The organism is Janthinobacterium agaricidamnosum, assembly GCF_003667705.1.
Classification (GTDB): domain Bacteria; phylum Pseudomonadota; class Gammaproteobacteria; order Burkholderiales; family Burkholderiaceae_D; genus Janthinobacterium.
In genome coordinates, this window is record NZ_CP033019.1 from 1,944,560 (window position 1) to 1,969,093 (window position 24,534).

Consider the following 24,534-nt stretch of genomic DNA (forward strand, 5'->3'; position numbering starts at 1 on the left):
CTGCTGTTTTTCGTGGGGATTGGCCTGCCGCGCGTACTTCCTGCGCTTCTACAATGATGCATCTCTCATTATCAAGGAATGCATCATGACACAGCAACGACTCGATTTCACGCAAGCCTCGCCCGACGCCGTCAAGGCCATGTATGCGCTGGAAGCGGCCATCGCCAAACTGGGCGTGGAACACTCGCTGCTCGAGCTGATCCGCCTGCGCGCCTCGCAAATCAATGGCTGCGCCTTTTGCGTGGACATGCACACGAGTGATGCGCGCAAGGCGGGCGAAACGGAGCGCCGTCTGTATGCCGTCTCCGTCTGGCGCGAAACGCCGTTCTTCACGCCGCGCGAGCGGGCCGTGCTGGCCTGGACGGAGGCGCTGACCCTGCTGCCGCAAAATCATGCGTCCGACGAAGACTATGCGGCGCTGGCGCAGCAATTGACGTCGGCCGAGATGGTCAACGTCACTCTGGCCATCGGCTCCATCAATACCTGGAACCGCCTGGCCGTGGGCTTTCGCAAGATGCCTGAATAAGCTCTTTGTTCGTTCGCGAACAGACGCCTGGCTGCTGCCTGCGTAGGCTGGCAGGACGATTGATCAGCCAGGGAGCAGCCATGCAAGTACATATCGGGGAAGGCGCCGAAAAGACGCCGCAGCAGGAGGAAGAGGCGCGCCGCGAATTCATCGCCGAACTGTGGCGGCGCTTCGAAGCCTTGCAGGAATGGGCCGTCAGCCACTGGCCCGACCAGCAGCACCCCTTGAGTTCCGCCGACTTCGTCGAGACGCGCAAGGAAATCTTGAGCTTGCGTTCGCCGGCAGGTTCCTTGAACCAGCCATCGCAGAACAATGAAGCGGAACCGGAGCAGGGCGGGGCGCAATACCAGGATGTGACGCCGGCACCGTGGCCGTAACCTTGGCCGTCATCGTGCCTCTATCTTGGTTGTAGGTCGGATTAGGACCGAAGGGCCGTAATCCGACAACATGGTTGGCAGATGCAGTCGGATTACGCGCTTGCGCGCTAATCCGACCTACGCTTCTGCCTTCCCTTGCGCAAACACCCAGCAAACCAAACTCACCAGCAGGCCCGCCATTACGCCATACGCCAGGTTCAGGGCGCTGTCGAACAGCAGCGGCGCCACCAGGCCAGACACCAGCGCGAACAGGCCGTAGGTCGGCTTAGGTCGTAGGTCGGATTAGCGCTTGCGCGTAATCCGACGTCACCCGCCAACAATGTTGTCGGATTACGCGCTTTGCGCTAATCCGACCTACGTTTCGGCTTTGCCTTGCGCAAACACCCAGCAAACCAAACTCACCAGCAGGCCCGCCATTACGCCATACGCCAGGTTCAGGGCGCTGTCGAACAGCAGCGGCGCCACCAGGCCAGACACCAGCGCGAACAGGCCGTAGGTCGGCTTAGGTCGTAGGTCGGATTAGCGCTTGCGCGTAATCCGACGTCACCCGCCAACAATGTTGTCGGATTACGCGCTTTGCGCTAATCCGACCTACGCTTCTGCTTTACCCTGCGCAAACACCCAGCAAACCAAACTCACCAGCAGCCCCGCCATCACGCCATACGCCAGGTTCAGCGCGCTGTCGAACAGTAGCGGCGCCACCAGGCCAGACACCAGCGCGAACAGCAGCATCTGGATGAACGACTGCATCGACGACGCCAGGCCGCTGTTGTTGGGGAAGTGGTTCAGGGCCATCAAGGTCATCGGCGGCATGGCGATCGACAGGGCGAACGAGTAGAAGAACAGCGGCAGCACGGCCCATGGCACTTCGGCGGCAAACACATAGTTGTAGCCGATGTTGGCCAGCGCGGCGATCAGCATCAAGATGAAGCCGGCCCAGATCATCTGGCCCTGGCTGTAGCGATGGGCGATTTTCGCCGACAGGGCCGAACCGAACACCATGCCGCTGATCAGGGGAATGAACAGCCAGGCGAAGGCCGTTTCCGGCAAATGCAGGATGTTGATGATGAAGTAGGCGGCCGAACCGATGTACAGGGCGAAGCCGCCAAAGGCGGCGCCGATGGCCGTCGACAGCAGCAGGAACTGACGGTGGCACAGCACTTTCCAGTAATTGACGGCGATGCCGCCCAGGTGGAAGGCGTGGCGCTGCTCCTTCGGCAAGCTTTCCGGCAGCGCGCGCCAGACGACGACGAACATCAGCACGCCGAAGGCCGTCAGGAACCAGAAGATCCAGCGCCAGCCCAGGCTGACCTGCAGCCAGCCGCCCAGCACGGGCGCGATGGCCGGCGCCAGTGCGAACACCATCATGATGTGCGAGAGGATTTTCTGCGCGGCGGCGCCGGAATAGCGGTCTTGCACGATGGCGCGGCCGATCACGGAACCGGCGCCCGCCGAGAGCCCCTGCAGCACGCGCCAGGCCAGCAGCCAGCCCAGCGACGGCGCCAGCGCGGCGCCCACGGAAGCGATCACATACAGCACCAGCGAGACGAGGATCACGGGACGGCGGCCGAACGAATCGGACAGGGTGCCGTAAAACAGCATCATGAAGGCGAACGTGAACAGGAAAAAGCTCAGGGTCTGCTGCACCAGCAGGGGGCTGGCATTGAAATCTTGCGTGATGGCGGGGAAAGACGGCAGATAGGTGTCAATTGCAAGCGGTCCGACCATCGCCAGGCCCGCCAAAATCCAGGTTAATAATTTAGTCATGTTGAAGAGTGTTTTTGTTAGTCCGTCATTTTACGCTAGCGGCGGGAATCGGGTCCGGTGCTGCGGCGGCCTGCCATCCATATGCGTTTTTCGTATATGGAACCTTGAAATTCTTCGTTTGCACCGCTTGCCGTCACCGTTAAGCTGGGGCGACCCGGCTTGTTGGCCATTTTCTGGAAGTGATACGCCATGCACAGTATTTATCCGGCGGCGCCCGCCGACGACACGGCCCAGTGGAACCTGGGACCCGTGATCCAGGCCCTGCGCAGCTCGCGCGAAGACAAGCACAAGATCCGCCATAACGGCAGGGTGCGTGAACTGCCGTCGCGCGAAGCGCTCACCACCATCGTCAACGGCCTGTCGGCGGCCCTGTTCCCCACGCATTACGGGCGTCCGAATCTGACCGATGAAAGCATCGACTATTTTGTCGGCGACACGCTGAACACCACCCTGAACCGGCTCAGCGAGCAGGTGCGGCGCGGCTTGCTATTTTCCATACCCGCTGGCGATGAACAGAACGGCGCCAGCGACGACGCGGCGCTGGCGCAGCAGGCGCGCGACATCACGCGCGCGTTTGCCGCCAGCCTGCCCGACATCCGCGCCCTGCTGGTGTCGGACGTGCAGGCCGCCTATGCGGGCGACCCGGCCGCCACCTCGGTGGCCGAGATCATGCTGTGCTATCCGGGCACCATCGCCATCTTGTACCACCGCCTGGCCCACCAGCTGCACGCGCTCGGTGCGCCGTTCCTGGCACGCCTGATCGCCGACATCGCGCACACCCTGACGGGCATCGACATCCACCCGGGCGCGCACATCGGCGCATCGTTCTTCATCGACCATGGCACGGGCGTGGTGATCGGCGAGACGGCCATCATCGGCCAGCGCGTGCGCCTGTACCAGGCCGTCACCCTGGGCGCCAAGCGCTTTCCCGCCGATGCTTCCGGCGCTCTGATCAAGGGAACGCCGCGCCATCCCATCGTCGAGGACGACGTGGTCATCTACGCGGGCGCGACCGTGCTGGGGCGCATCACCATCGGCGCGGGATCGACTATCGGGGGGAATGTGTGGCTGACGCAGAGCGTGCCAGCGAACAGCAATGTATCGCAGGCGCAGATGCGCAACGATTGAGAAGAATGAAAGGAAAAACGAACCCCAGCGCAGAAACTGGGGTCGTACCCTCAGGGTACGACCCCGGTATTTGCGGTTGGGTTTACTTCACCGCCAGCGCTTCATAGCGGGCCACGGGCACGCCATCCTTCAGCAGCAGCAATTCCTGGTCCGCGTAGCGGTAGCCATTGACTTCGCCCAGGGTGGTCAGGAGCTCGCGTTCGAGGTCCATGTCCTGCGGCTGGCACATCATCATGGTGCCGGCCAGCTGCCCAAAGTTCAAGGTGCTGACGCCATCGCTGGTGTAGCCGCCCATCATCTGGTTGCAGCCGCTGTGGCCACTGGCGCGGCCTTCGGCCAGAAGCAGGGTCACTTCGCGCTGCTCGGGCGCCTTGCGCACGACTTTCTTGCCCTTCAGTTCCTTCAGCTTCCACTGCGTGCCCGCCAGCTTCGGCGCCGGCTGGGCGGGCGAGGTGGCGCCGGGCGCGGCAGCGGCTGCGTCGCTGCGCACGGGCGTTTGCGCGCAGCCGGCCGTGATGGCGACCATGGCGGCGAGGGGAATCAGTCTGGCAATCTTGAACATGGCATTTCCTTCTTCAAATGAATGACGTCAGATTAGCAGATACGCGCCGCGCCGGCGTGCACGGTTGACAAGCCTATCGCTCCTGCTCCAGCCGCGCCTCGAGCAAGATGCGCGCCACCGCCACGTAGGCGCGACAGGCCTGCGGGTCGACGAAGGCCTCGCTGCCGGCCGTGGCACTCGCTTCCAGGCGTTCCCACAGCTGCGACGCTTCCGGGTGGGCCGAGATCAGCACGTCGCAAGGCAGCTTTTCCAGGGTCTCGAAGCTGTGGCGCAGGTCCGTCACCGCGTTCGGATACTCGCTGCTGGCGCTGAACTTGAAGCCGGGGCGCGAGACGGCGTTGAGGCTGTCCGCGTAGACCATGTTCAGGCAGCGGGGGCCGTCGCACGATTGCCACGTCCAGCTCAGGCCCCCGGGCGTGTGGCCCGGCGTGGCGTGCGCCGTCAGTTGAATCGGGCCGACATTGAACTGGCCGCCGTCGCGCGCCAGACGCATGTCCTTGACGGGCGGGTACTTGGGCAGCGCGTGGTACTGCGGGTCGTCCGGTCCCACTTCGCCCGACGCCAGGTCCAGCGCGGCCGACGGGCTGGCGGCCACCAGCGCATTGCTGCGCCGCTGCAGCTCGGCCAGGCCGCCCGCGTGGTCGATATGGCCGTGCGAATTGAGGATCAGCTTGACGTCCTCGATGCGAAAACCCAGCGCGCCGATATTGGCGATGATCTTCGGCGCCGATTCCGGCAAGCCGCCGTCGATCAGCACATGGCCCTGCGGCGACGTGATGAGCACGGAACTGAGGCCTTTCACGCCCACATAATAAGTATTGCCGAAGATGCGGAACGGCGTCTGGTCGGCATTCCAGGCGGCGCAGACTTCGCAGCCAGGCGTCGGCGGCGTGGCTGGCGCCTGCGCATGGGCGGCGGAGCTGGTCAGCAGCAGGGCCAGAACCAGCGCGCGTGGTGGTGTGAGGGGCATTGTGATCCTTATCCGTGTTGCCAGTGTGACATATGCTGACACGGAGCGGGGCGCGATGCAAACGCTGGCAGCGATGCCGGTCAGGGTAGCTGCGGATAGCGTGCCCTCAGGCGGCGGCCAGCGTGGCGCAGGGCGGGACCGAAGGCGCGATGCTGACCTGGCGGCCCGCGTGACTGGCGGGCAGGCGCGGGCCCTGGCCGAAGACCTTGTGGCGCAGGCTGCCTTGCTCGTAGCGGGTGCGGTAGCGGCCGCGCCGCTGCAGTTCCGGCACGATGTGTTCCACCACGTCGGCCATGCTGTCATGGGCCACGGCGAAGGCGAGATTGAAGCCGTCGATGCCCGTCTCGTCCAGCCAGCTTTCCAGCTGGTCGGCCACCTGGCGCGCGTCGCCCACGAGCACGGGGCCCCGCCCGCCGAGGCCGATGTATTCGGCCGCCTCGCGCACCGTCCACGTGCGATCCGGGTCGGCCTGGCTGAACGAGGCCAGCGCCGAGCGGCCGGCCGGGGAATCGATGTAGTCGATGGTGGCGTCGAGCGGATAGCGGCTGAAATCGACGCCCGTCCAGCCGGACAGCAGCACCAGCGCCGCCTCGATGTTCACGTGGCGCAGGTAGTCGGCGTGCTTGGCGCGCGCTTCCTCTTCCGTGGCGCCCGTGATGACCAGCGCCTGCGCGTAGATCAGCAGCGCGTCGCCATCGCGCCCGCTTTGCCGCACGGCGGCGCGCAAGTCGTCGGCGTAGCGTTTCACCACCGTCTTGCTGGGGCCACTGACGAAGGTCGCCTCCGCATGGCGCGCCGCGAAGCGCGTGCCGCGCGGCGAGGTGCCCGCCTGGTACAGCAGCGGCGTGCGCTGCGGCGACGGCTCGCACAAATGGATGCCGGGCACCTGGTAGTGGCGCCCGGCATGGTTGATCGGATGGACCTTGGCCGGATCGGCGTAGATGCCGCGCGCCTTGTCGTTGACGACGGCGTCGTCGTCCCAGCTCTTTTCCCACAGCTTGTAGACCACTTCCAGATATTCGTCGGCCAGGTCGTAGCGCTCGTCGTGGCCCAGCTGCTGGTTCAAGCCCAGGTTGCGCGCCGCGCTGTCGAGGTAGCCGGTGACGATATTCCAGCCGATGCGCCCGCCGGTCAGGTGGTCGAGGGTGGAAATGCGCCGCGCGAACGTGTACGGATGTTCATAGGTGAGGGCGCAGGTGACGCCGAAACCCAGGTGCGTGGTGGCTTGCGCCATGATGGGCACGAGGGCCAGCGGGTCGTTCAGCGGCACCTGCACGCCGTGTTCCAGCGCCGCATCGAGGCTGCCCCGGTACACGTCGTACACGCCCAGCACGTCGGCGAGAAAAACCGCGTCGAACAGGCCCGCTTCCAGCAGCCGCGCCAGTTCCGTCCAGTGTGCAGGATCGGTATAGCGGTGGCTGCGGTCGCGCGCGTGCGCCCACAGCCCCGGCGACTGGTGGCCGACGGTATTCATCTGGAAGGCGTTGAAGCGTATCGTCTTGGCCATGGCTTATTTGGCCGCCGTCTGCAAGGCTTGCTGGTAGTCTGGTTTCGAGTAGCCGGCAAAGTGTTTATTCGTGATGTCGAGGAATTCGCGCGAGCGGTAGGCGGCCGCCAGGTCCTTGGCGAACTGCTTGTCCTTGTCAGCCGTGCGGATGGCCACCAGGTTGATGTAGTTGGGCGAGATCTTCTCGGCCACCAGCGCCTCCGTCAATTTCAGCCCCGAGGCCAGCGCGTAATTGCCGTTGATGAAGGAGTAGTCGGTGTCGCCCAGCGAGCGTGGCAGCTGCGCCGCTTCCAGCGGCAGCAGCCTGATTTTCTTCGTGTTGACGGCGATATCTTTTTCCGACGCGCGCACGGGGTCGAAGCTGGCGCGCAGCTTGATCCATCCCAGCTGGTCGAGCAGCACCAGCGCGCGCGCCTGGTTGGTCGGATCGTTCGGCAAGCCCACCGTCGTGCCTTCCTTCACGTCGTCCAGCGTCTTGTGCTTCTTGCTGTAGATGGCGATCGGCGCCGTGGGGATCGTGATCAGGTCCGTCAGGGCCAGCTTGTGCTCGAGCGCGAATTTTTTCAGGTAGACGATGTGCTGGAACACGTTGGCGTCGAGTGAACCTTCCGCCAGCGCGAAGTTTGGCTGGATGTAGTCGTTGAACTCGACCAGCTTGACCTTGTAGCCCTGTTTTTCCAGGATAGGCTTGATGCCCAGCTTGATCTGGTCCGCATACGGCCCGGCGCTGGTGCCGATGGTGATGTCTTTCGGGTCCTTGGCGTGGGCGAAGCTGGCCGTCAAGGCCAGGGTCAGGGCGGTGAGGACGATGCTGCGGCGGGCGATGGTCATGTTAACTCCTGCTTAGTGAAGAACTGGGGTCAGACCCGCCGGGTCTGACCCCGGAAGTCCGTTAAATTGCCTGCGGCGCAAATGTATCGATTCGCCCAGGCCGTGGTTTTACGAATACGCCGTCGGCTCGGGTACCGTGCCGGTCAAGGCAAAGCGTCCCAGGTCGCGCAGCTTGTAGTCGATGGGGTCGTGCAGGGTATGCACGCGCACGTTGCGCCAGTAACGGTCGAAGCCGTACTGAGCCGAGGTGGAGCGGGCGCCCGTCAGTTCGAACATCTGGCTGCTGATCTCCAGTCCCGCCTTGTGCGCCAGGCACTTCGCCTCGGCCACGGCCACGGCCAGCAAGCCCCGTTCGCGCGCCGTCACCAGCGCGCCCTTGCGGAAGACCTTTTCCAGTTCCTGCGCCGCCGCGTCGGCCAGCACTTGCGCGGGGCGCAGCAAGAGCCACAGCTGGCCGTAGCGGTGCTGGACCAAAGGGTCATCCGTCGCTTGCGCCACGCCCGAGGCAAACCAGGCTTTCGCCTGCTCGCCCGTGTAGCGGCGCGCCGCCTCGAACGCGCCTTCGGCGATGCCCAGGTATAAATTCGCCATGATCAGCTGCGCGATCTGCGAGCGCACGGTGGCTTGCGGCGTGGCGGCCTGCGCGGGTGCCTGCAGCACCAGTTCGCGCGGCAGGGCGACTCCTTCAAAGCGGACATTGCCGCTGTCCGTCTGGCGCTGGCCGAAGGCGTCCCAGTCCGCCTGCACGGTCACGCCATCCTGGCGCGTGGGCAGGGCGGCGATCAGCGCCGTCTGCGTGGGCGCGTGCCAGGCGGAGACGGTCAGCCAGTCGGAGCCGACGGAACCGGAAGAAAAGCTCTTGATGCCATCGAGGACGTAGCCGTCACCGCTGTCGCTGGCCGCGACCCGCTTGTCGAGGGGATTCAAGGCATTACCCCAGAACAGGCGCTCGTCGACGGTCAAGGTGAGCAGGCGGCGCTGCTGCTGCGCGCTGCCGTACAGCTGCAGGCCCGCCAGTTGCAGATGGTGGAAGCCGAAGACATGCGCCAGCGCGCTGTCGGCCCGCGCCAGGATGCGGATCACCTGGTACACGAGGGGCCACGACGCGCCCTGGCCGCCGAATTCCACGGGAATCGACAGGGTCAGCAAGCCTGACTCGCGCAGCCATTCGCGTTCCTGCGCCGCATGGCCGCCGGCCTGGTCGCGGGCATTGGCCGTTTCGGCCAGGCGCGCGGCCAGCAACGTGGCGATGCTGATGGCGTCCTGCAGGGGTTCCGGCACAGGCGGCTGAGGACGGGCGGCATGGAGTAAAGCGCTAGACATGGGGGACATTCCAGAAAGACGATGAGGCCGATATTGCACCGCCGGGCGCGCGCCGTACACGAAGAAAACCGCGCATGGATATGCGAAAAAAGCCATGCGGGGAGGAGCGTCTTCGCTTGCGGGGCGTCAGGCCCGGATAGACAAAAAACGCATATCGAAGCGCGAAAGCATTCGTTTTATCGGGCCGCTGATGGCGATAGGCTGCAAGCATCCAAGTAGCCAAATCAAACCATCACGTACAGGGACGGGCACCACATGAGCATCTTGTTATTGGGCGGCAGCCCGCAACTCCCATCGAGTTCCAGCCGTTTGCTGCTGCATATCGGCGAACAGCTGGCGCTGCAGGGCCACAGCTACGCCCAGCTGCATGTGCGCGACCTGCCGGCGCGCGCCCTGCTGCTGGCCGACTATGACGACGCGGCGATCGCCCGCGCCGTGCGCGCCGTGGCCGATGCCGACGCCATCGTGATTGCCACGCCCATCTACAAGGCGTCGTATACAGGCTTGCTGAAAGCCTTCCTCGACCTGCTGCCGCAAGATGGCCTGGCCGGCAAGCTGGTGCTGCCGCTGGCCACGGGCGGCGGCCACGCCCACACCCTGGCGCTCGACTATGCGCTGCGCCCCGTGCTGCATGCGCTGGGCGCCAAGCAGGTCTTCACCAGCATCTATGCCAATGCGCAGCAGCTGGCGTGGCACGAAGAGGGGGGCTTGAGCCTGGACGCGCCGATCGCCGCGCGCGTGCAGGCCGGTATCGAGGAGCTGTCCACCGGCCTGTTCGTGCTGCAGGGCCGGCGTCCGCCCGCGCCAGTCGATATCTCGTTACCCGTGCGTTCGCTGCAAGACCAGCCTTACGCCCCCCAGTATCAAGCCGCCTGATTATTCACCGACCAAGGAACCGCCATGACACACCGCCACGCACAACGCCTCTCGCGCCGTACCACTCTGGGCCTGCTGTTTGCCGCCGCTGCCGGCGTGATGGTGGCCGGCATGCCGGCCACGGCGCAGGCGCAGGCCAAGGGGGAGGTCCGCATCGGTTATCAGAAATACGGCACCCTGACCTTGTTGAAGGGGCGCGGCACACTGGAAAAACGCCTGGCCGAACAGGGCGTGGGCGTGAAATGGACGGAATTCCCGGCCGGTCCCGTGCTGCTGGAAGGCTTGAACGTGGGGAGCATCGATTTCGGTACCGTGGGCGAGGCGCCGCCGATCTTTGCCCAGGCGGCCGGCGCCAACCTGGTGTATGTCGGCAATGAGCCGGCGTCGCCCGCCAGCGAAGCCATCGTCGTGCCCAAGGGGTCGGGCTTGCGCACCCTGGCCGACTTGAAGGGCAAGAAAATCGCCCTGAACAAGGGCTCGAACGTGCATTACCTGCTGTTGAAGGCATTGGAAAAGGCAGGCGTCGCGTACGCCGACATCCAGCCCGTGTTCCTGCCGCCGGCCGATGCGCGCGCCGCTTTCGAGCGGGGCAGCGTGGACGCGTGGGCCATCTGGGACCCGTTCCTGGCCGCCGCCGAAAAGCAGCTGGGCGCCCGCGTGCTGGCCGACGGCAAGGGCCTGGTGGCGAATTACCAGTTTTATCTCGCCTCGCGCACGTATGCGGAAAAGCATCCCGAAATCCTGCGCATCGTGCTCGATGAAGTGGCCAAGGTCGATGACTGGGGCCGCAACAATCCGGACGAGGTGGCGACGATCCTGTCGGCACAGACGGGGCTGGGCAAGGATGTGGTGGCGCTGGCCGCCTCGCGCTATGCGTATGGCGTCAAACCCGTGTCGCCCGACGTCATCGCCTCGCAGCAAAGGGTGGCCGACGCCTTTTCCAGCCTGAAGCTGATCCCGAAACCCATCCTTGTCAAGGATGCGCTGCTGCCGGCGCGCCAGCTGGCCACCAGCGCAAAATAAGGAACAAATATCATGTCATTGAATGTCTTCTGGTTTATCCCGACCCACGGCGACAGCCGCTACCTGGGTACGTCGCAGGGCGCGCGCCCCGTCGATGCCGATTACTTGCGCCAGGTGGCCGTGGCCGCCGACACGCTGGGCTACGACGGCGTGCTGCTGCCCACGGGCCGCTCCTGCGAAGACGCGTGGGTGGTGGCGTCGTCGCTGATCAGCGTGACGCAAAAGCTCAAGTTCCTCGTGGCCGTGCGCCCCGGCCTGTCCACACCCGGCCTGGCCGTGCGCATGGCGTCCACCTTCGACCGCCTGTCGAACGGGCGGCTCCTGATCAATGTCGTCACGGGCGGCGACCAGGGCGAGCTGGAAGCGGACGGCCTGTTTGCCGACCATGCCAAGCGCTACGAGATTTCCGATGAATTCATCAAGGTCTGGCGCGCCACGCTGGCGGGCGAGGGCGGCGCGGCCGGCTACGATTTCGAGGGCAAGCATATCCAGGTGAAGGGCGCGAAAACCCTGTATCCGCCCGTGCAGAAGCCGTATCCGCCCCTGTATTTCGGCGGCTCGTCGGAACCGGCGCACGAACTGGCGGCCGAGCAGATGGACGTGTACCTGACGTGGGGCGAGCCGCCCGCCGCAGTCGCCGAGAAAATCGCCGACATCCGCGCGCGCGCAGCAAAAAAAGGCCGTACGGTGCGCTTCGGCATCCGATTGCACGTGATCGTGCGCGAGACGAACGAGGCGGCCTGGCGCGCGGCCGATGAACTGATCAGCCACCTGGACGACGACATCATCGCCAAGGCGCAGGCGGCCTTCGGCAAGATGGATTCCGTGGGCCAGCAACGGATGGCGGCCCTGCATGGCGGGCGGCGCGACAAGCTCGAAGTGTCGCCGAACCTGTGGGCCGGCGTGGGCCTGGTGCGTGGCGGCGCGGGCACGGCCCTGGTTGGCGACGGTCCGACCGTGGTGGCGCGCATGCAGGAATACGCGGACCTGGGCATCGACACCTTCATTTTCTCGGGCTACCCGCACCTGGAAGAGTCGTACCGTTTCGCCGAACTGGTGTTCCCGCTGCTGGGCAAGGGCAAGGCCGTGGGCGAGCAATCCTTGAGCGGCCCCTTCGGCGAAGTCATGGCCAGCAATATCGTGCCGGCCGCGCCGCAGAAAAAGGCGGCCTGAGATGGCGACGGCCGCCGTCAAGAGGTTGCCCGGCACGCCATGGCGGAATGTCTTGGCGCCATGGGCCTTGCCCGTGGCGCTGCTGCTGGCCTGGCAGCTGGCGGCGCAGTGGGGCTGGCTGTCGAGCCGCATCCTGCCCGAGCCGTGGGCCGTGGCGAAAGCCTTCTGGCATCTGGCCGTGTCGGGCGAATTGTGGCTGCACCTGAAGACGAGCTTGTGGCGCGCCACGGTCGGTTTCGCCGTCGGCGCGGGACTGGGCTTGCTGCTGGGCCTATTGACGGGCAGCTTCCGCCACGCGGAAACCCTGCTCGACACGACATTGCAAATGGTGCGCAACATCCCGGCACTGGCCCTGATTCCGCTGGTGATCCTGTGGTTCGGCATCGACGAGACGGCGAAACTCTTTCTGCTGGCCGTCGGCGTCTTCTTTCCCGTCTACCTGAATACCTTCCACGGCATCCGCTCGGCCGACCAGGGCTTGATCGAAATGGCGAAAAGCTATGGCTTGTCCGGCTGGCCCTTGTACCGCGACGTCATCCTGCCGGCCGCCATGCCCTCCATCCTGGTCGGCGTGCGCTTTTCGCTGGGGCTCGTGTGGGTGCTGCTGATCGTCGCCGAAACCATCTCGGCGCAGGCCGGCATCGGCTACATGACCATGAATGCGCGCGAATTCTTGCAAACGGACGTGGTGCTGGTGGGGATTTTGCTGTACGCCTTGCTGGGCAAGCTGGCCGATATGTTCTCGCGCCGGCTGGAGCGCCACTGCCTGCGCTGGAATCCCGCTTACCGCTAATGATTGAAGAGGACACCATGCTGCTTGCCCCCATCCAGATCGAAACGGACTTTTTGTCGCACTTCGTGCAATACGACCCGGCCAGCGCGCCGCCGCAGGCGAAGACGGCGCCATCCACCCCTTTGCAACGGCGCGGCGTTTCCCTGGAACTGACGAAGCTGAGCAAATCCTACACCAGCCGCCCCGTGCTGAAAAACGTCGACCTGCAGCTCGAGGCGGGAGAATTTGTCGCCATCGTGGGACGCAGCGGCTGCGGCAAGAGCACCTTGCTGCGTTCGATCGCGGGGCTGGAAAGCATCGATGAAGGCAGCGTCGCCATCGGCAGCGGTGTCGGGGCGCCCGACATCCGCATCATGTTCCAGGAGTCGCGCCTGCTGCCGTGGAAGACGGTGCTCGACAACGTGGCCCTGGGCTTGCCCCGTTCCGTCGGCGCGGCGGCCGCCTCGCTGTGGACGGTGGGCCTGGCCGAGCGGGCGGACGACTGGCCGTCGGCCCTGTCGGGCGGGCAGAAGCAGCGCGTGGCGCTGGCGCGCGCCCTCGTGCACGAGCCGCAACTGCTGCTGCTCGACGAACCGTTGGGCGCGCTCGACGCCTTGACGCGCATCGAGATGCAGCAGCTGATCGAGTCGCTGTGGCTGGCGCGGGGCTTTACGGCCGTGCTGGTGACGCACGACGTGGCCGAAGCGGTGGCGCTGGCCGACCGCGTGCTGCTGATCGAGGATGGCCAGATCACCCTGGATGTGCAGGTGGACTTGCCGCGCCCGCGTCAGCGCGGCCATGCGGCCTTCGCCGCGCTGGAGCAGGCTATCTTGTCGCGGGTGCTGCAGCCGCAGGGTCAGATGACTGCGCCAGCACGATGAAGCCATCGCCATCGACGGTCGCCACGATGCCTTCATAGCTGGCGATGGCCGGGTGGCGCGTGGCCAGCGGGTGCGCATGCGTGGCAGTGACGACGATGACCTTCGCGCCGGCCGCTTCTCCCGCCTCGATGCCGACCGAGGCATCCTCGAAGACCAGGCAATCCACGGGCGCCACGCCCAGTTTTTCCGCCGCCAGCAGGTAGCAATCGGGTTTTGGTTTGCCAGCCTTGACGTCTTCCGCCGTCACCATGATCGCGGGTATCGGCATGCCGGCCGCCTTCAGGCGCGCCGTGGCCAGCGCGCGCGGCGCCGAGGTGACGATGGCCCATTGCGCGGGCGGCAGCGACGTCAAAAAACGCAGCGCGCCCGCGATTTCAATAATCCCTTCCACATCGATGATTTCCGCATCCGTGATGCCCTGCGATTCGCGCTGCGCATCGATGCCGGGCAAGCGCAGCTTGGCGATGGTGTCGACCGAGCGCGCGCCATGGATCGTGGGCAGAAAGGCAGCCACGTCGAGGCCCTGGCGCTGCGCCCAGGTGCCCCAGATGCGTTCGGCGGCGGCGATGGAATTGATGACGGTGCCGTCCATGTCAAAAAGAAAAGCCCGGTAGCGGCCGGCGGCCGATGGTGTTGGGGATGACGACGGCGAGGGCAGTGCGGACATGGCTTCCTTCCAATTGATGGGCTGGAAGCCATTGTAACGGCAGCCGGTTTTTATTTCACAGGTAGACCGATTCAAACCTGGCCACGGGCGCGCCATCCTTGAGCAGGATCAGGTACTCGCCATCGAAACGGTAGCCCGTCACGCTGTTCAAATTGGCCAGCACGGCGCTTTCCAGCTGCATCAGCGGCGGCGGGCAGGCCATGCGCGTGCCGGCCAGCTGCGTGAAGCGCAGGGCCGTGCCGGCCAGCGTGTAGCCGCCCATGACCTGGTTGCAGCCCGTAAAACCATGGACCTTGCCATCGTCGGTGAGCGTGATGCGCACTTCGCGCTCCTGCCCGGGCGCCATCGTCACGGGGGCGCCATCGAGCTGCGTCAGCTTCCAGTAGGTATTCGTCAGGCTGTACGTGGGCGTCAGGCCCGTGTCCGGCCTGGCGCTGTCGGAGGTGGCGGCGCAGCCGCCGGCCATGGCGATGGCGGCGGCGAGGCACAGGTATTTGAAACGATGCGTCAGGCGATGCAGCATGGGATGCTCCTGTGATGGGTGGTATGTCTGCAGCCTAGCAGATTTTTCGCGCCGACCGGCGTACCGCAGCGGCGTTTGTTTCCATTTTGCCAGTCCTGGCATTACACTCATGCTTTCCATTGTTTTAACCTTGATCGGGGAGCCGGGCCGATGCTGCAAGCGCAAGCGCTGGATAACCGACTGGTCGCCACCACTGGCGACGACGTGCTGGTCGACCGCATCGTGCCCGGCGCGCCGCTGGTCATCACCTTCGGCTTCGTCTCGTGGACGACGCGTCCCGCCTTCGATTTTTACGGGCGCCTGAGAAAGCTCGAGCAGGCCAGCGGCCAGCCGCTGAACAAGATCCTCGTGCGCGATTCGGGCAATGGCTGGTACCACCGCCGCATCGCGGGCCTGGGCAATCATGTCGACGAAACGGCGCAAGCCTTGCGCGATCTCGTGCGCCGCATCGCGCCAAGTACCGTCACCACCCTCGGCCAGTCCATGGGCGCGTACGCGGCCGTCATGTATGGCTTGCTGCTCGAGGCGCAGCAGATCGTCGCCTTCGGGCCGCTGTCTTTTCTCGACGTGCAGCAGGCGCGTTTGTATCACGAGCTGCGCTGGCTGCCCGTGATGGAGTCGCTGGCGCAGGATCCTCCGGCCTCCCGTTATTACGACCTGGCGGCCCTGTGCCGCGCCAGGGCCACCGAATATACGCGGATGCACCTGCTGTTCGGCACGCGGCCTGACGCGGCCAACGCGGGAGGCAGTGCCAGCGAATCGGTCAACCTCGACGCCATGCACGCACAGCGCCTGGCGCCATTTGGCCGCTGCACCCTGCATCCGTTCCCCCACTCGGGCCACGCGGTGGTGCAGCACCTGATCGACACGAAGCGCATCAATGGCTTGCTGGCCAGCTGCATACTCGGTCTGACCTTGGACGATGAACCGATGCCGGACATCAGCCGCGAATGGCAGGACTGGGTGGCGGAAAACCTGCGCCTGGGCTGCGCCGGCGAACAGCTGGTGGCGGTGCTGCAGCAGCACGGCTTTTCGCTGGCCAGCAGCATGGCGGCCGTGGATGCGGCGCGCGCCAAGGCCATATGACGCCGCAGTTCGAACTCGACACCCTGAAAATCCGCATCGCCGCTCCCGGACTGGCGGAGCTCGACCTGCGCGTGCGCGTGCAGCGCGCGCTGCGCCAGCTGATACTCGACGGCGTGCTGGCGCCCGGCGTGCGCCTGCCGGCCACGCGCACGCTGGCGCAATCGCTGGGCGTGTCACGCGACACGGTGGAAATGGCGTATGCGCAGCTGCGCCTCGATGGCTATCTGCGGCGCCAGGCGGGATCGGGCAGTTTCGTCTCGCCGACGATAGGCGCGAGCTTGCTGGGCAAGCCTGCGACGACGCTGCCGTCCTTGTCCGCGCAGCCGATGGCGCTCAGCGCGCGCGGCGCGCAGATACTCGCCAGCGGCGGCGTGGCCGACCAGCAAAGCGTGAAGGCGTTTGCCACGGGCTTGCCGGAAACGCGGGCCTTTCCGCTCGATGTGTGGGAGCGCTTGCGGCGCCAGGCGGCCGGCGAACACCATGCGGGCATGCTGCTGCACGGCGACCCGCAAGGCGCGGAGCCGCTGCGGCAGGCCATCGCCGACTATGTGAACCTGGAGCGGGGCGCGCGGGCCACGGCCGGCCAGGTGCTGGTGCTGAGCAGCACGCGCCAGGCCCTGTACCTGTGCGCGCAGGTGCTGGCCGACGCGCATGGCCCCATCCTGATGGAAGATCCCGGCTATTTCGGCGCGCGCAAGGCCTTCGAGATGGCGCAATTGCAGATCGTGCCCGTGCCCGTCGATGCGCATGGCCTGTCCATCGACCACCTGCGCGCGGACCGCAGCGGGGCCAGCACGATTTATGTCACGCCGTCGCATCAATACCCGACGGGCGCCACCCTGGCGCTCGAGCGCCGCCTCGCGCTGACTGCCTGGGCGGCCGAGCGCCAGGGCTGGATCATCGAAGACGATTACGACAGCCAGTTTCACTACGCGGGCTTGCCGACGGCTTGCGTGCAGGGGCTCGACGCACAGCAGCGCACGATTTACCTGGGCACCTTCGCCAAGTCGCTGTATCCCGGTCTGCGCATCGGCTACATGGTGCTGCCGCCCGCGCTGGTGAAACCGATGACGTATGCGCGCAGCATTCTCGATGGTCATACGCCGCAGCTGGACCAGCTGACACTGGCCCGTTTCATCGCCGATGGCCATTTCGCGGCCCATGTGCGCGCCATGCGCAAGGTCTACGCCGTGCGCCGCGATGCGATGGCGCAGGCCGTGCAGCGGCATTTGCCGCACGTCGTCACGGCGCAGCTGCCGCCGGGCGGCTTGCAGATGCCATGTCTGCTGCACGAAGGCAGGGACGAGCTGGACACGCTGCGCCTGGCGGCGCAGGCGGGCATCGTGCTGCCTGGCCTGAGCCGCTTGTACGCGACGCCGCCGGAACGCGGCGGCTGGCTGCTGGGCTTTGCGGCGCTCACGCCGCACGAGATCGACAGCGGCATCGTCCGCCTGGCGCGCGCGCTGGGTTGATTGTTCAAGTGGTCTGTTGGATGTGAATAAATTGGCCTGTCTGAGCAGTCCATGCGAAAGCTAAGATGCCCCTTTTCACAATCAGGCAAGGGCACACGCATGCAGACAAGTTCCACACCATCGGCCTCGATCGATAACATGGCGCAGGCGCGCTGGCGCGACCTGGCGTCCCCCATCATGGCGGCCTTCATCTCCGTCCTCGTCAACTATGGCGGCACCTTCGTGCTGGTGTTCCAGGCGGCCCAGCTGGCCCAGCTGAGCGCCGCGCAGACGGCGTCCTGGGTCTGGTCGCTGAGTATCGGCGTGGGCGTGACGGGCATCTGGCTCAGCTACCGCTACCGCGCTCCCATCATCACGGCCTGGTCCACGCCCGGCGTGGCTTTCCTGGCCACCGTCATGCCGCATACGCCGTATGCCGAGGTGATCGGCGCCTATATCATTTCCGCCATCGCCTTCATTGTGCTGGGCATGTCCGGCGCCTTCGAGCGCCTGGTGCGGCTGATACCGGGCGGCATCGCCGCCGGTTTGCTGGCCGGCATCCTGCTGCAGTTTGGCGTCAACGCGTTTGGCGGCGCCAGCGCCGATCCCGTGCTGGTCGTCGTATTGCTGCTGTCGTACGCCGTGCTGCGCCGTTTCACGGCACGTTTTGCCGTGGTGGGCATCATGCTGATCGGCCTGGCCCTGCTGCTGGCGCAGGGGCGCATCGATGCGCAAGGCATCGAACTGGCCCTGGCCGCACCCGTGTTCGAGATGCCGCGCTTTTCCGTGGCGTCGCTGCTGGGCGTGGCGCTGCCCCTGTTCCTGATTACGCTGACGGGGCAATACATGCCCGGCATGCTGGTGCTGCGCAATGACGGCTACGCCGTCAGCGCCAATCCGATTTTGACGGTGACGGGCCTCGGTTCGCTGCTCATGGCGCCGTTCGGCGCGCACGCCTTCAATGTGGCTGCCATCACGGCCGCCATCTGCACGGGCAAGGATGCCCATGCGGACCCGTCGAAGCGCTATGTGGCGGGCCTGGTGTGCGGCGTGCTGTACATCCTCGTGGGCATCTTTGGCGTGACCCTGGCCAGCCTGTTCATGGTCTTGCCGCGCCCCTTCATCACGGCGTTGGCGGGCCTGGCCCTGCTGGGCGCCATCGGCAACAGCCTGGCGCAGGCGATGGCGGACGTGCGCATGCGCGAAACGGCCCTGATTACTTTCCTGGCCACGGCCGCGAACGTGACCCTGCTGGGCGTGGGCGGCGCCCTGTGGGGACTGGCGGCGGGGCTGGCGGCGCATGGGCTGATGCATGGCTGGCGCAAGGCGGCATAGCAAGACAGGTTGCCCATGTTGCCAGCGGCCGCATACAATTGCTGCGCCCGTGCCCGTTGGCACCGTACTTTCTCCGATGTGAACGATGGACGACCTGACTTCCCTGGCGCAGTATCTGCTGGCGATCACGCCTGCCTTCCTCGTCTGTGCCGCCATGCTGCTGGCCGCTCCCCGGACGGTACCGCTGCTGCGCGTGCTCGTGCATATCCTGTTTTTCGTGCTGGCGCGCGACGCGATGACGGCGCACGGTTACTGGCAGGTGGCGGCGGGCGGCTTGCGCTTCACGGCGCCGCCGCTGGTCTTGCTGGCGCTGGGCGCCATGTCGCTGGGGCTGGTGGCAAGCACGTGCTGGCTGGAAAGCGAGGCGCTTGGCCAGATCCGCTGGCTGGGCATGCGGCCAGCCCTGTCCGTGCTGCTCGGCGTGGCCGGCGCGTGCGTGATCGTTGCGCTGGCGGCGGGCTTGAAAGCGCTGTTCGGCTTGCCGTCCTTGCCGTCCGTCGCGTCATCCACGCTGCCCTTGCTGCTGGGTTTTGCGCTGGCGGCCAACTGTTATGAGGAATTGCTGTTCCGCGGCTTGCTGCAGCAGCAATTGCGCGCCTGGCTGCCCGCCTGGCGCGCGGCGCTGGTGTCGGGCCTGCTGTTCGGCCTGTGCCACGCCTTTCTCGCCACCACCGTCACGCAGGTGGGCGCGCCCATCCTCGTGTTTACCGTGATCGAAGGCGTGGTGGCGGGGCTGGTATATTGCCGTGCCGGCTTGTTGGGCGCATCGCTGGCCCATGGCCTGGCGATTTTTGCGCTGGCGGCCGGCTGGGTGTGAATGTCTACTAATTAATGAAAAGCGAGAAAGCGATGCCTGTCAGTTCCTACCTGAATACCCGTCCCGTGCTGGGCGAAAGAGTCTATCTGCATGACACGGCGCAAGTGATTGGCGACGTGCAGATCGGCGACGACTGTTCCATCTGGTGCAACAGCGTGCTGCGCGGCGACGTCAACCGCATCGTCATCGGCGAGGGCAGCAATATCCAGGACTTTTCCATGGGCCACGTATCGCACAGGAATGCGGCCAAGCCCGATGGTTCGCCCTTGACCATCGGCAAATACGTGACCATCGGCCATTCCGTGATCTTGCACGGCTGCACGATTGGCGACGAATGCCTGATCGGCATGGGCAGCATCGTCATGGATGACGTGGTGGTGGAAAAACACGTGATGCTGGGCGCGGGCAGCCTGGTGTCGCCGGGCAAGGTGCTGGAAAGCGGCCACCTGTACGTGGGCCGGCCCGCCGCCAAGGTGCGCGCACTGACCGAGGCGGAAATCGCCTACCTGCGCTATTCGGCCGAGCACTATGTGCGCGTCAAGAACAATTACCTGGCCGGCGGCGACGACGCCTGACCGCCAGCGCCATCAAGGCGGCGCAGTTCCGGCCGCGGCGCCAGGTCTTGTGGCAGGCGCAGGCCCGATACGAGGCCCAGGCGCCGCAAGAGCAGCAGCATCCACCAGCCCGGGTCCCATTCGCCCGGCAGCAGGCCCAGCCTGGCCGAGCCCGGATACGCATGATGGTTGTTGTGCCAGCATTCGCCCATGGTCAGCAGCGACGTCAGGCGGATATTCCTGCCTTGTACGGCGGCGCCGTCGACATGAAAGTGCATATGCCCATGGTTGTGGGCGAAGTAGCCGATCAGCCAATGGCCGAGCACGCCGGCGCTGACCCGCGCGCAGACGCCCCAGCAAACCAGGCTCCAGCCGCCCCAGGCGAAGCACAGCACGGCCCATGGCAGTTGCTGCAGCATCCAGCTTCTTTCCAGGAAACGGTAAAAGCGGTCGTGCGCGATGCGCGGCTCGATGGCGATGTGCGGCGGGTGGTCGAGTTCCAGGCGGCAGAATAATTGCCACCAGGCATCACGCCAGAAGCCGGCGCCGTGGCGCAAATAGGGGTGGCAATCGGGCAGGCGCTGCGCATAGTCGCGCAGTTCGTGCTGGCGCAGCAGGCCCAGCGGGCCGCTGAGGCCCACCAGCACGCCCAGGTAGACGAGTACATATTCCAGCCATGGCGGGCATGCAAAGCTGTCGTGGATCAGCTTGCGGTGGCTGCCCAGCGAATGGCCGAACAGCAGGACGACGGCCGTGCTGGCCGTAAACAGCAGCAGGCCGGCCCAGCTGAAGAAGCACAGGGCGCCCGTCACGGCGCCGGCCAGCATGACTAGCAGCCACAGCGATTGCACTGGTGCATAGCGCACCGTGCCGTCCAGTACGCTGCCGGCATGGGTGGCGCGGGCGCGGTGGCCGTCCAGGCTGGCTGCGGACATCAGCCCTTGGGGGCCGACGACGGTTGCGTGTACTTGTCGAAGTTGGTGATGTAGTCGTTGAAGTTGTCGGTCAGCATGCGCTTGTACTGTTCCGTGAAGAAGGCCACGGCGCCTTCCTTCTCTTCCTGCATCTTGGCCACGTCGTTGCTCTTGCTGGCGACGAGGAAGGCGTTGAAGCGGGCGGCCGCGTACAGCAGCGAGGTGGCCACTTCATTGCCGCCGCTGTGCATGCATTGTTCATTGGCCAGGGCGATGACCTGGTCGGCGCGTTCCCAGAATTCCGGGCCTGGTGCTGGTTTTGTCGTTGGTGTGCTCATAGAAATCCCTCATGAAAGTGCGCGCCAGTCTACACAGGGGGCCGCGGGCTGTCCAGCCGCGCGGCTGCCTGTCAGGGCGTTTGCAGGATCTGTGCGACCAGCACGGCCAGCGGCTGGCGGATGTCGAGCACCATGCCGGCTTCGTCCGCTTGCAGCGGCTGCAGGGTGGCCAGCTGGCTGTCGAGCAGGCTGGCCGGCATAAAATGGCCGGGGCGCTGCAAGCGGCTTTCCAGCACGGCGCGCGGGCCGTCCAGGTGGGCAAAGCGCAGGGCCGGATCGCCTGCGCGCAGCACGTCGCGGTAGGCGCGCTTCAGGGCCGAGCAGGAGACGACGAGGCCGCTGCCTTGCGCGCGGGCCGTGGCGATCCGGTCGCGCAGGGCGGCCAGCCAGCCGGCCCGGTCGGCATCGTCGAGCGCGATGCCGGCGGCCATCTTGGCCACGTTTTCCGGGGAATGCACGTCGTCGCCTTCCACGTAGGGCACATGCAAGGCCTCGGCCAGCAGGCTGCCGACGGCGCTCTTGCCGCAGCCGGACACACCCATCACGACCCAGCGCACGGCGGGCACGCCCATGGTCAAGGGGCCGAGACGATGACGGTGACGCGGCGGTTTTCCGCCTTGCCCGTCTTGCTGGCATTCGAGGCCACCGGCTTGCTCATGCCCAGGCCCTTGACGCTGATGTTATCGCGTGGAATGCCCGATGCGCTCATGGCGTCGGCCACCACGTTGGCGCGCGCCAGCGACAGCTTGTTGTTGTAGGCTTCCGTGCCTTCGTTATCCGTATGGCCTTCCACGCGCATGTGCGTGATGCCCACTTTCAGCAGGGCGGCGCTGATTTTCTGGATGGCCATGCGGCTCGGCGGCGTCAGCTTGGCGGCGTCGAATTCGAACAGCAGCTTGTCGGTAAAGCTCAGTTCCCAGCCTTCGTCGGTCTGGTTGAAGCCTTGCTCCTTCAGGGTGGCGACTTGCTCGGGGCTGAACAGCGGTTTGGTCTCGGGCGTGCTTTGGCAGGCGGCCAGCAGGCCCAGCATGAACAGGCCGAGAAAGCCGCGGCGTAATTGCTTGTAGATGAATTGCATGGTGTTGCTCCTTGGTTCAGGGGTGAATATGGGGTTGCGGCAGGCGCGCCACCTGGCGCGTGCCGCGCTGCGCCTGCTTCGCGCGGTACATGGCTTCGTCGGCCGCGCCGACCAGCGAGACGGCGTCGATGGCGTGATCAGGGAAGACGGCCACGCCGATGGTCAGCGAGCTGACGATGCTGTTGCCGGTGGGCAGTTCAATGGCTTGCGCCATGGCGGCGATGATGTTGTCGGCGATGTGCATGGCGTCGCTGCTGTTGCGCAGCGGCTTGAGCACGATGGCGAATTCGTCGCCGCCCAGGCGCGCCACCAGGTCGCCCTCGCGCAATTGCTGCTTGATGCGCGCGGCGATCGTCACCAGTACGCGGTCGCCCGAGGCATGGCCGAAGGTGTCGTTGATGTACTTGAACCGGTCGCTGTCGAGGAACAGCACGGCCACCTTGCCATTGCCGACCCGCGCTTCGAGGATGGCGCGTTCCAGTTCCGCTTCCATGAAGGCGCGGTTCGACAGGCCCGTCAGGCTGTCGTGGTTGGCGCGGTGCGACAGCGAAGCGTGTTCCTTCTGCAGGTGGCTTTGCCACGCTTCCAGTTCGTCGAGCAGGGCGTTGAAGTCGTCATTGATCTGGTTCAGCTCGGCAATATTGGCGGGCGGCACGCGCAGTTCGAACGAGCGGTCGCGCCGCACGCGGTGGGCCGTTTCCGCCAGGTGGCGCAGCGGCGACGTGATCTCCGTTTCCATGCTGCGCGACAGGCGCACGGCGACGACCAGGCTCAGCACCAGGCAAGCGAGCAGGCAGGTCAGGCCGCTGAGCAGGAAGGGTAGCAGGCTGCGGCTGTGCGGCACCAGCCTGATGCTGCCGATGACCTGTTCATTGCGCGTGATGGGGAACGACAGCGAATCGGGCAGCATCCAGCCCGTCAGCGCGCGTTCGATGTAGTAGCGCGTGCCGTGCTGGCCCCGTTCCCAGCGGGCCAGCACCTTGCCGGCCTGGTCGCTCACCTGCGCCTGGTCGATGTCTTCATTGACGCCGATCAGGGCCAGCGCTTCCCTGGCGGCGAAGGAGTCGCCAAAGACGACGGCCCCTTCCACCGTATAGCTCATCGAACGGGCCACCAGGCGCAGGTTCTGGTCCGAATACACGCGCAGGGCGAGCAGCGCCACGGCCGTCAGGGTCAGGCCGGCCGCCAGCACGGCGATCAGCGACACGCTCAGGTGGGCGCGCCGCAGCACGCTGTCGAGCGTGGGGCGGGGCTTGCGGGCAGGCTTGTTGCGCATGCGGGCGCTCATGGCGGTGGTCCCTTGCGACGTGCAATTTGCAAGGCGTTCGGATGCACGCGCAGGCCGCTGCGGGCGATGGCGTCGAGATTGACGTCAAAACCGATCTGTGCCTCGTTCAGGCGCAGGCAGAACATGGTGCCCACGGCGCACGACGTGCCGGGCTCGGCGACCGACAGGATGGGTTTGCCGATGATCTGCGCCAGCAGATGCTCGCGTTCGCTCTCGGGCAGGCTGCCCAGGTAGGCGACGTCGCATTCGCTGGCCGCGCTTGCCGGCGGCGGAATTTTCACGCGGATGCGCGGTCCCAGGCTGGAGGCTGGCGTGTCGACGATGGCCGCCCCGTAGCGGGGTGTTCCGAGCATGCAGACGCGCACTTCCTGGCGCGCCACGGGCCAGCGCACATAGCTGATGATACCAAACAGGACCTGGGCCACTTCGGCGGGACGCCTGGCGTCGGCCGCCGCGCCCGCTTGTGCCCAGGCGCATGGCGCCAGCGCGCTGCAGGCGAACAGCGCGGCCAGAAGGACGACGGCGAGCAGGACGGGCGGCGCGGAGCGCTGCCGGTGGCGGGGGGAGGAGGGCACGGCGTCGGTGTCTTTATGCAGGTCGGGGGGCTATTCAAATAGTTACTCAGCAACCCAGACTCTACGGAAGTCCCTGTCGAAAGTAAATCACGGCATGACGCCATAAACCTTGCATTATAAACACGAATGTGAAAACTTGCATTCTTTACCATGAGAATTACTTATCAACACTGCCGTGGCGCGCTAAAGTGT

Annotated in this window: 29 protein-coding genes; 13 read left to right on the forward strand and 16 right to left on the reverse strand. The window is 65.7% G+C overall.

Translation table 11 applies throughout. The features are described 5' to 3' along the window. The first annotated feature begins 85 nt into the window (after positions 1–85). Both D9M09_RS08940 and D9M09_RS08945 read left to right on the forward strand, forming a co-directional pair. Positions 86–526 carry a carboxymuconolactone decarboxylase family protein gene (locus tag D9M09_RS08940; RefSeq protein ID WP_121671016.1) on the forward strand — a complete coding sequence of 147 codons (441 nt, stop codon included), beginning with the start codon at positions 86–88 and terminating at the stop codon, positions 524–526. Positions 527–606: 80 nt separating this feature from the next. Further along, on the forward strand, positions 607–903 hold the full coding sequence (locus tag D9M09_RS08945) for a hypothetical protein (RefSeq protein WP_121671017.1): 297 nt from the start codon (positions 607–609) through the stop codon (positions 901–903). Positions 904–1,020: 117 nt separating this feature from the next. Here D9M09_RS08945 and D9M09_RS29905 read toward each other — a convergent pair whose 3' ends face one another. The 3 genes from D9M09_RS29905 to D9M09_RS08960 all read right to left on the reverse strand — a co-directional run bounded on the left by D9M09_RS29905 (position 1,021) and on the right by D9M09_RS08960 (position 2,670). Further along, a complete protein-coding gene (locus D9M09_RS29905; protein ID WP_276208727.1) occupies positions 1,021–1,143 on the reverse strand; it encodes a hypothetical protein in 123 nt (40 codons plus the stop codon). A 114-nt stretch (positions 1,144–1,257) separates the two neighbouring features. Beyond that, positions 1,258–1,380, reverse strand: coding sequence for a hypothetical protein (locus tag D9M09_RS29910; protein WP_275528013.1), 123 nt, complete (start codon positions 1,378–1,380; stop codon positions 1,258–1,260). A 114-nt stretch (positions 1,381–1,494) separates the two neighbouring features. Next, positions 1,495–2,670 (reverse strand): multidrug effflux MFS transporter, encoded by a 1,176-nt coding sequence (locus D9M09_RS08960; protein ID WP_121669095.1) that lies wholly within the window; start codon positions 2,668–2,670, stop codon positions 1,495–1,497. A gap of 189 nt (positions 2,671–2,859) precedes the next feature. Here D9M09_RS08960 and epsC point away from each other — a divergent pair, with 189 nt between their 5' ends. Next, positions 2,860–3,798 (forward strand): serine O-acetyltransferase EpsC, encoded by a 939-nt coding sequence (gene epsC / locus D9M09_RS08965; RefSeq protein ID WP_070218250.1) that lies wholly within the window; start codon positions 2,860–2,862, stop codon positions 3,796–3,798. Positions 3,799–3,880: 82 nt separating this feature from the next. Here epsC and D9M09_RS08970 read toward each other — a convergent pair whose 3' ends face one another. The 5 genes from D9M09_RS08970 to D9M09_RS08990 all read right to left on the reverse strand — a co-directional run bounded on the left by D9M09_RS08970 (position 3,881) and on the right by D9M09_RS08990 (position 8,991). Then, positions 3,881–4,360: an META domain-containing protein gene (locus D9M09_RS08970; protein ID WP_121669096.1), complete on the reverse strand. Its 480-nt coding sequence runs from the start codon at positions 4,358–4,360 to the stop codon at positions 3,881–3,883. A 73-nt stretch (positions 4,361–4,433) separates the two neighbouring features. Next, positions 4,434–5,330, reverse strand: a complete 897-nt coding sequence (gene bla, locus D9M09_RS08975; protein ID WP_162995615.1) for a subclass B3 metallo-beta-lactamase — start codon at positions 5,328–5,330, stop codon at positions 4,434–4,436. 106 nt (positions 5,331–5,436) lie between these two features. Further along, positions 5,437–6,837 (reverse strand): LLM class flavin-dependent oxidoreductase, encoded by a 1,401-nt coding sequence (locus D9M09_RS08980; RefSeq protein ID WP_121669097.1) that lies wholly within the window; start codon positions 6,835–6,837, stop codon positions 5,437–5,439. Between the two features lie 3 nt (positions 6,838–6,840). Next, the gene (locus D9M09_RS08985) at positions 6,841–7,668 is read right to left on the reverse strand and encodes a MetQ/NlpA family ABC transporter substrate-binding protein (protein ID WP_121669098.1); all 828 of its coding nucleotides are present in this window, start codon (positions 7,666–7,668) and stop codon (positions 6,841–6,843) included. A gap of 108 nt (positions 7,669–7,776) precedes the next feature. After that, a complete protein-coding gene (locus D9M09_RS08990; protein ID WP_070311479.1) occupies positions 7,777–8,991 on the reverse strand; it encodes an acyl-CoA dehydrogenase family protein in 1,215 nt (404 codons plus the stop codon). A gap of 255 nt (positions 8,992–9,246) precedes the next feature. Here D9M09_RS08990 and ssuE point away from each other — a divergent pair, with 255 nt between their 5' ends. The 5 genes from ssuE to D9M09_RS09015 are packed head-to-tail and all read left to right on the forward strand — an operon-like array spanning position 9,247 to position 13,716. Beyond that, on the forward strand, positions 9,247–9,867 hold the full coding sequence (gene ssuE / locus D9M09_RS08995) for an NADPH-dependent FMN reductase (RefSeq protein WP_070311478.1): 621 nt from the start codon (positions 9,247–9,249) through the stop codon (positions 9,865–9,867). Positions 9,868–9,891: 24 nt separating this feature from the next. Further along, positions 9,892–10,890, forward strand: coding sequence for a sulfonate ABC transporter substrate-binding protein (locus tag D9M09_RS09000; RefSeq protein ID WP_070311477.1), 999 nt, complete (start codon positions 9,892–9,894; stop codon positions 10,888–10,890). A 12-nt stretch (positions 10,891–10,902) separates the two neighbouring features. Further along, the gene (ssuD, locus tag D9M09_RS09005) at positions 10,903–12,063 is read left to right on the forward strand and encodes an FMNH2-dependent alkanesulfonate monooxygenase (protein ID WP_070218242.1); all 1,161 of its coding nucleotides are present in this window, start codon (positions 10,903–10,905) and stop codon (positions 12,061–12,063) included. Position 12,064: 1 nt separating this feature from the next. Further along, positions 12,065–12,856 carry an aliphatic sulfonate ABC transporter permease SsuC gene (ssuC, locus tag D9M09_RS09010; RefSeq protein WP_121669099.1) on the forward strand — a complete coding sequence of 264 codons (792 nt, stop codon included), beginning with the start codon at positions 12,065–12,067 and terminating at the stop codon, positions 12,854–12,856. A 17-nt stretch (positions 12,857–12,873) separates the two neighbouring features. Further along, complete coding sequence (locus D9M09_RS09015; protein ID WP_121671020.1) at positions 12,874–13,716, forward strand: ATP-binding cassette domain-containing protein; 843 nt, start codon at positions 12,874–12,876, stop codon at positions 13,714–13,716. Here the strand turns inward: D9M09_RS09015 and D9M09_RS09020 are convergent. Continuing rightward, positions 13,661–14,383: an HAD-IA family hydrolase gene (locus D9M09_RS09020; protein ID WP_121669100.1), complete on the reverse strand. Its 723-nt coding sequence runs from the start codon at positions 14,381–14,383 to the stop codon at positions 13,661–13,663. The genes D9M09_RS09015 and D9M09_RS09020 overlap by 56 nt on opposite strands. Before the next feature lie 55 nt (positions 14,384–14,438). Beyond that, on the reverse strand, positions 14,439–14,906 hold the full coding sequence (locus tag D9M09_RS09025) for an META domain-containing protein (protein ID WP_162995616.1): 468 nt from the start codon (positions 14,904–14,906) through the stop codon (positions 14,439–14,441). Between the two features lie 150 nt (positions 14,907–15,056). On the opposite strand from D9M09_RS09025, the gene D9M09_RS09030 reads away from it, so the two are divergent. From D9M09_RS09030 to D9M09_RS09050, 5 genes are all read left to right on the forward strand, one after another. Then, the gene (locus D9M09_RS09030; protein ID WP_121669102.1) at positions 15,057–15,992 is read left to right on the forward strand and encodes a hypothetical protein; all 936 of its coding nucleotides are present in this window, start codon (positions 15,057–15,059) and stop codon (positions 15,990–15,992) included. Beyond that, complete coding sequence (locus D9M09_RS09035) at positions 15,989–17,464, forward strand: PLP-dependent aminotransferase family protein (RefSeq protein ID WP_121669103.1); 1,476 nt, start codon at positions 15,989–15,991, stop codon at positions 17,462–17,464. Before D9M09_RS09030 ends, D9M09_RS09035 begins: the two co-directional genes overlap by 4 nt. A 138-nt stretch (positions 17,465–17,602) precedes the next feature. Further along, positions 17,603–18,778, forward strand: coding sequence for a benzoate/H(+) symporter BenE family transporter (locus D9M09_RS09040; RefSeq protein ID WP_121669104.1), 1,176 nt, complete (start codon positions 17,603–17,605; stop codon positions 18,776–18,778). 85 nt (positions 18,779–18,863) lie between these two features. Continuing rightward, positions 18,864–19,595, forward strand: coding sequence for a CPBP family intramembrane glutamic endopeptidase (locus D9M09_RS09045; protein WP_121669105.1), 732 nt, complete (start codon positions 18,864–18,866; stop codon positions 19,593–19,595). Positions 19,596–19,627: 32 nt separating this feature from the next. Beyond that, the gene (locus D9M09_RS09050; protein WP_070311470.1) at positions 19,628–20,170 is read left to right on the forward strand and encodes a gamma carbonic anhydrase family protein; all 543 of its coding nucleotides are present in this window, start codon (positions 19,628–19,630) and stop codon (positions 20,168–20,170) included. Here the strand turns inward: D9M09_RS09050 and D9M09_RS09055 are convergent. The 6 genes from D9M09_RS09055 to D9M09_RS09080 all read right to left on the reverse strand — a co-directional run bounded on the left by D9M09_RS09055 (position 20,143) and on the right by D9M09_RS09080 (position 24,342). Continuing rightward, on the reverse strand, positions 20,143–21,084 hold the full coding sequence (locus D9M09_RS09055; RefSeq protein WP_121669106.1) for an acyl-CoA desaturase: 942 nt from the start codon (positions 21,082–21,084) through the stop codon (positions 20,143–20,145). The genes D9M09_RS09050 and D9M09_RS09055 overlap by 28 nt on opposite strands. Beyond that, positions 21,084–21,401, reverse strand: a complete 318-nt coding sequence (locus D9M09_RS09060; RefSeq protein WP_034782889.1) for a DUF3144 domain-containing protein — start codon at positions 21,399–21,401, stop codon at positions 21,084–21,086. The genes D9M09_RS09055 and D9M09_RS09060 overlap by 1 nt, the downstream gene beginning before the upstream one ends. A 71-nt stretch (positions 21,402–21,472) precedes the next feature. Next, positions 21,473–21,973 carry a gluconokinase gene (locus D9M09_RS09065; protein WP_240453592.1) on the reverse strand — a complete coding sequence of 167 codons (501 nt, stop codon included), beginning with the start codon at positions 21,971–21,973 and terminating at the stop codon, positions 21,473–21,475. 2 nt (positions 21,974–21,975) lie between these two features. Then, entirely contained in the window at positions 21,976–22,479 is a 504-nt protein-coding gene (locus D9M09_RS09070) for an OmpA family protein (protein ID WP_099408687.1), read from the reverse strand. Positions 22,480–22,495: 16 nt separating this feature from the next. Beyond that, on the reverse strand, positions 22,496–23,767 hold the full coding sequence (locus D9M09_RS09075; protein ID WP_121669107.1) for a diguanylate cyclase domain-containing protein: 1,272 nt from the start codon (positions 23,765–23,767) through the stop codon (positions 22,496–22,498). Continuing rightward, the gene (locus tag D9M09_RS09080; RefSeq protein ID WP_240453593.1) at positions 23,764–24,342 is read right to left on the reverse strand and encodes a YfiR family protein; all 579 of its coding nucleotides are present in this window, start codon (positions 24,340–24,342) and stop codon (positions 23,764–23,766) included. Before D9M09_RS09080 ends, D9M09_RS09075 begins: the two co-directional genes overlap by 4 nt. Between the last annotated feature and the right edge of the window lie 192 nt (positions 24,343–24,534).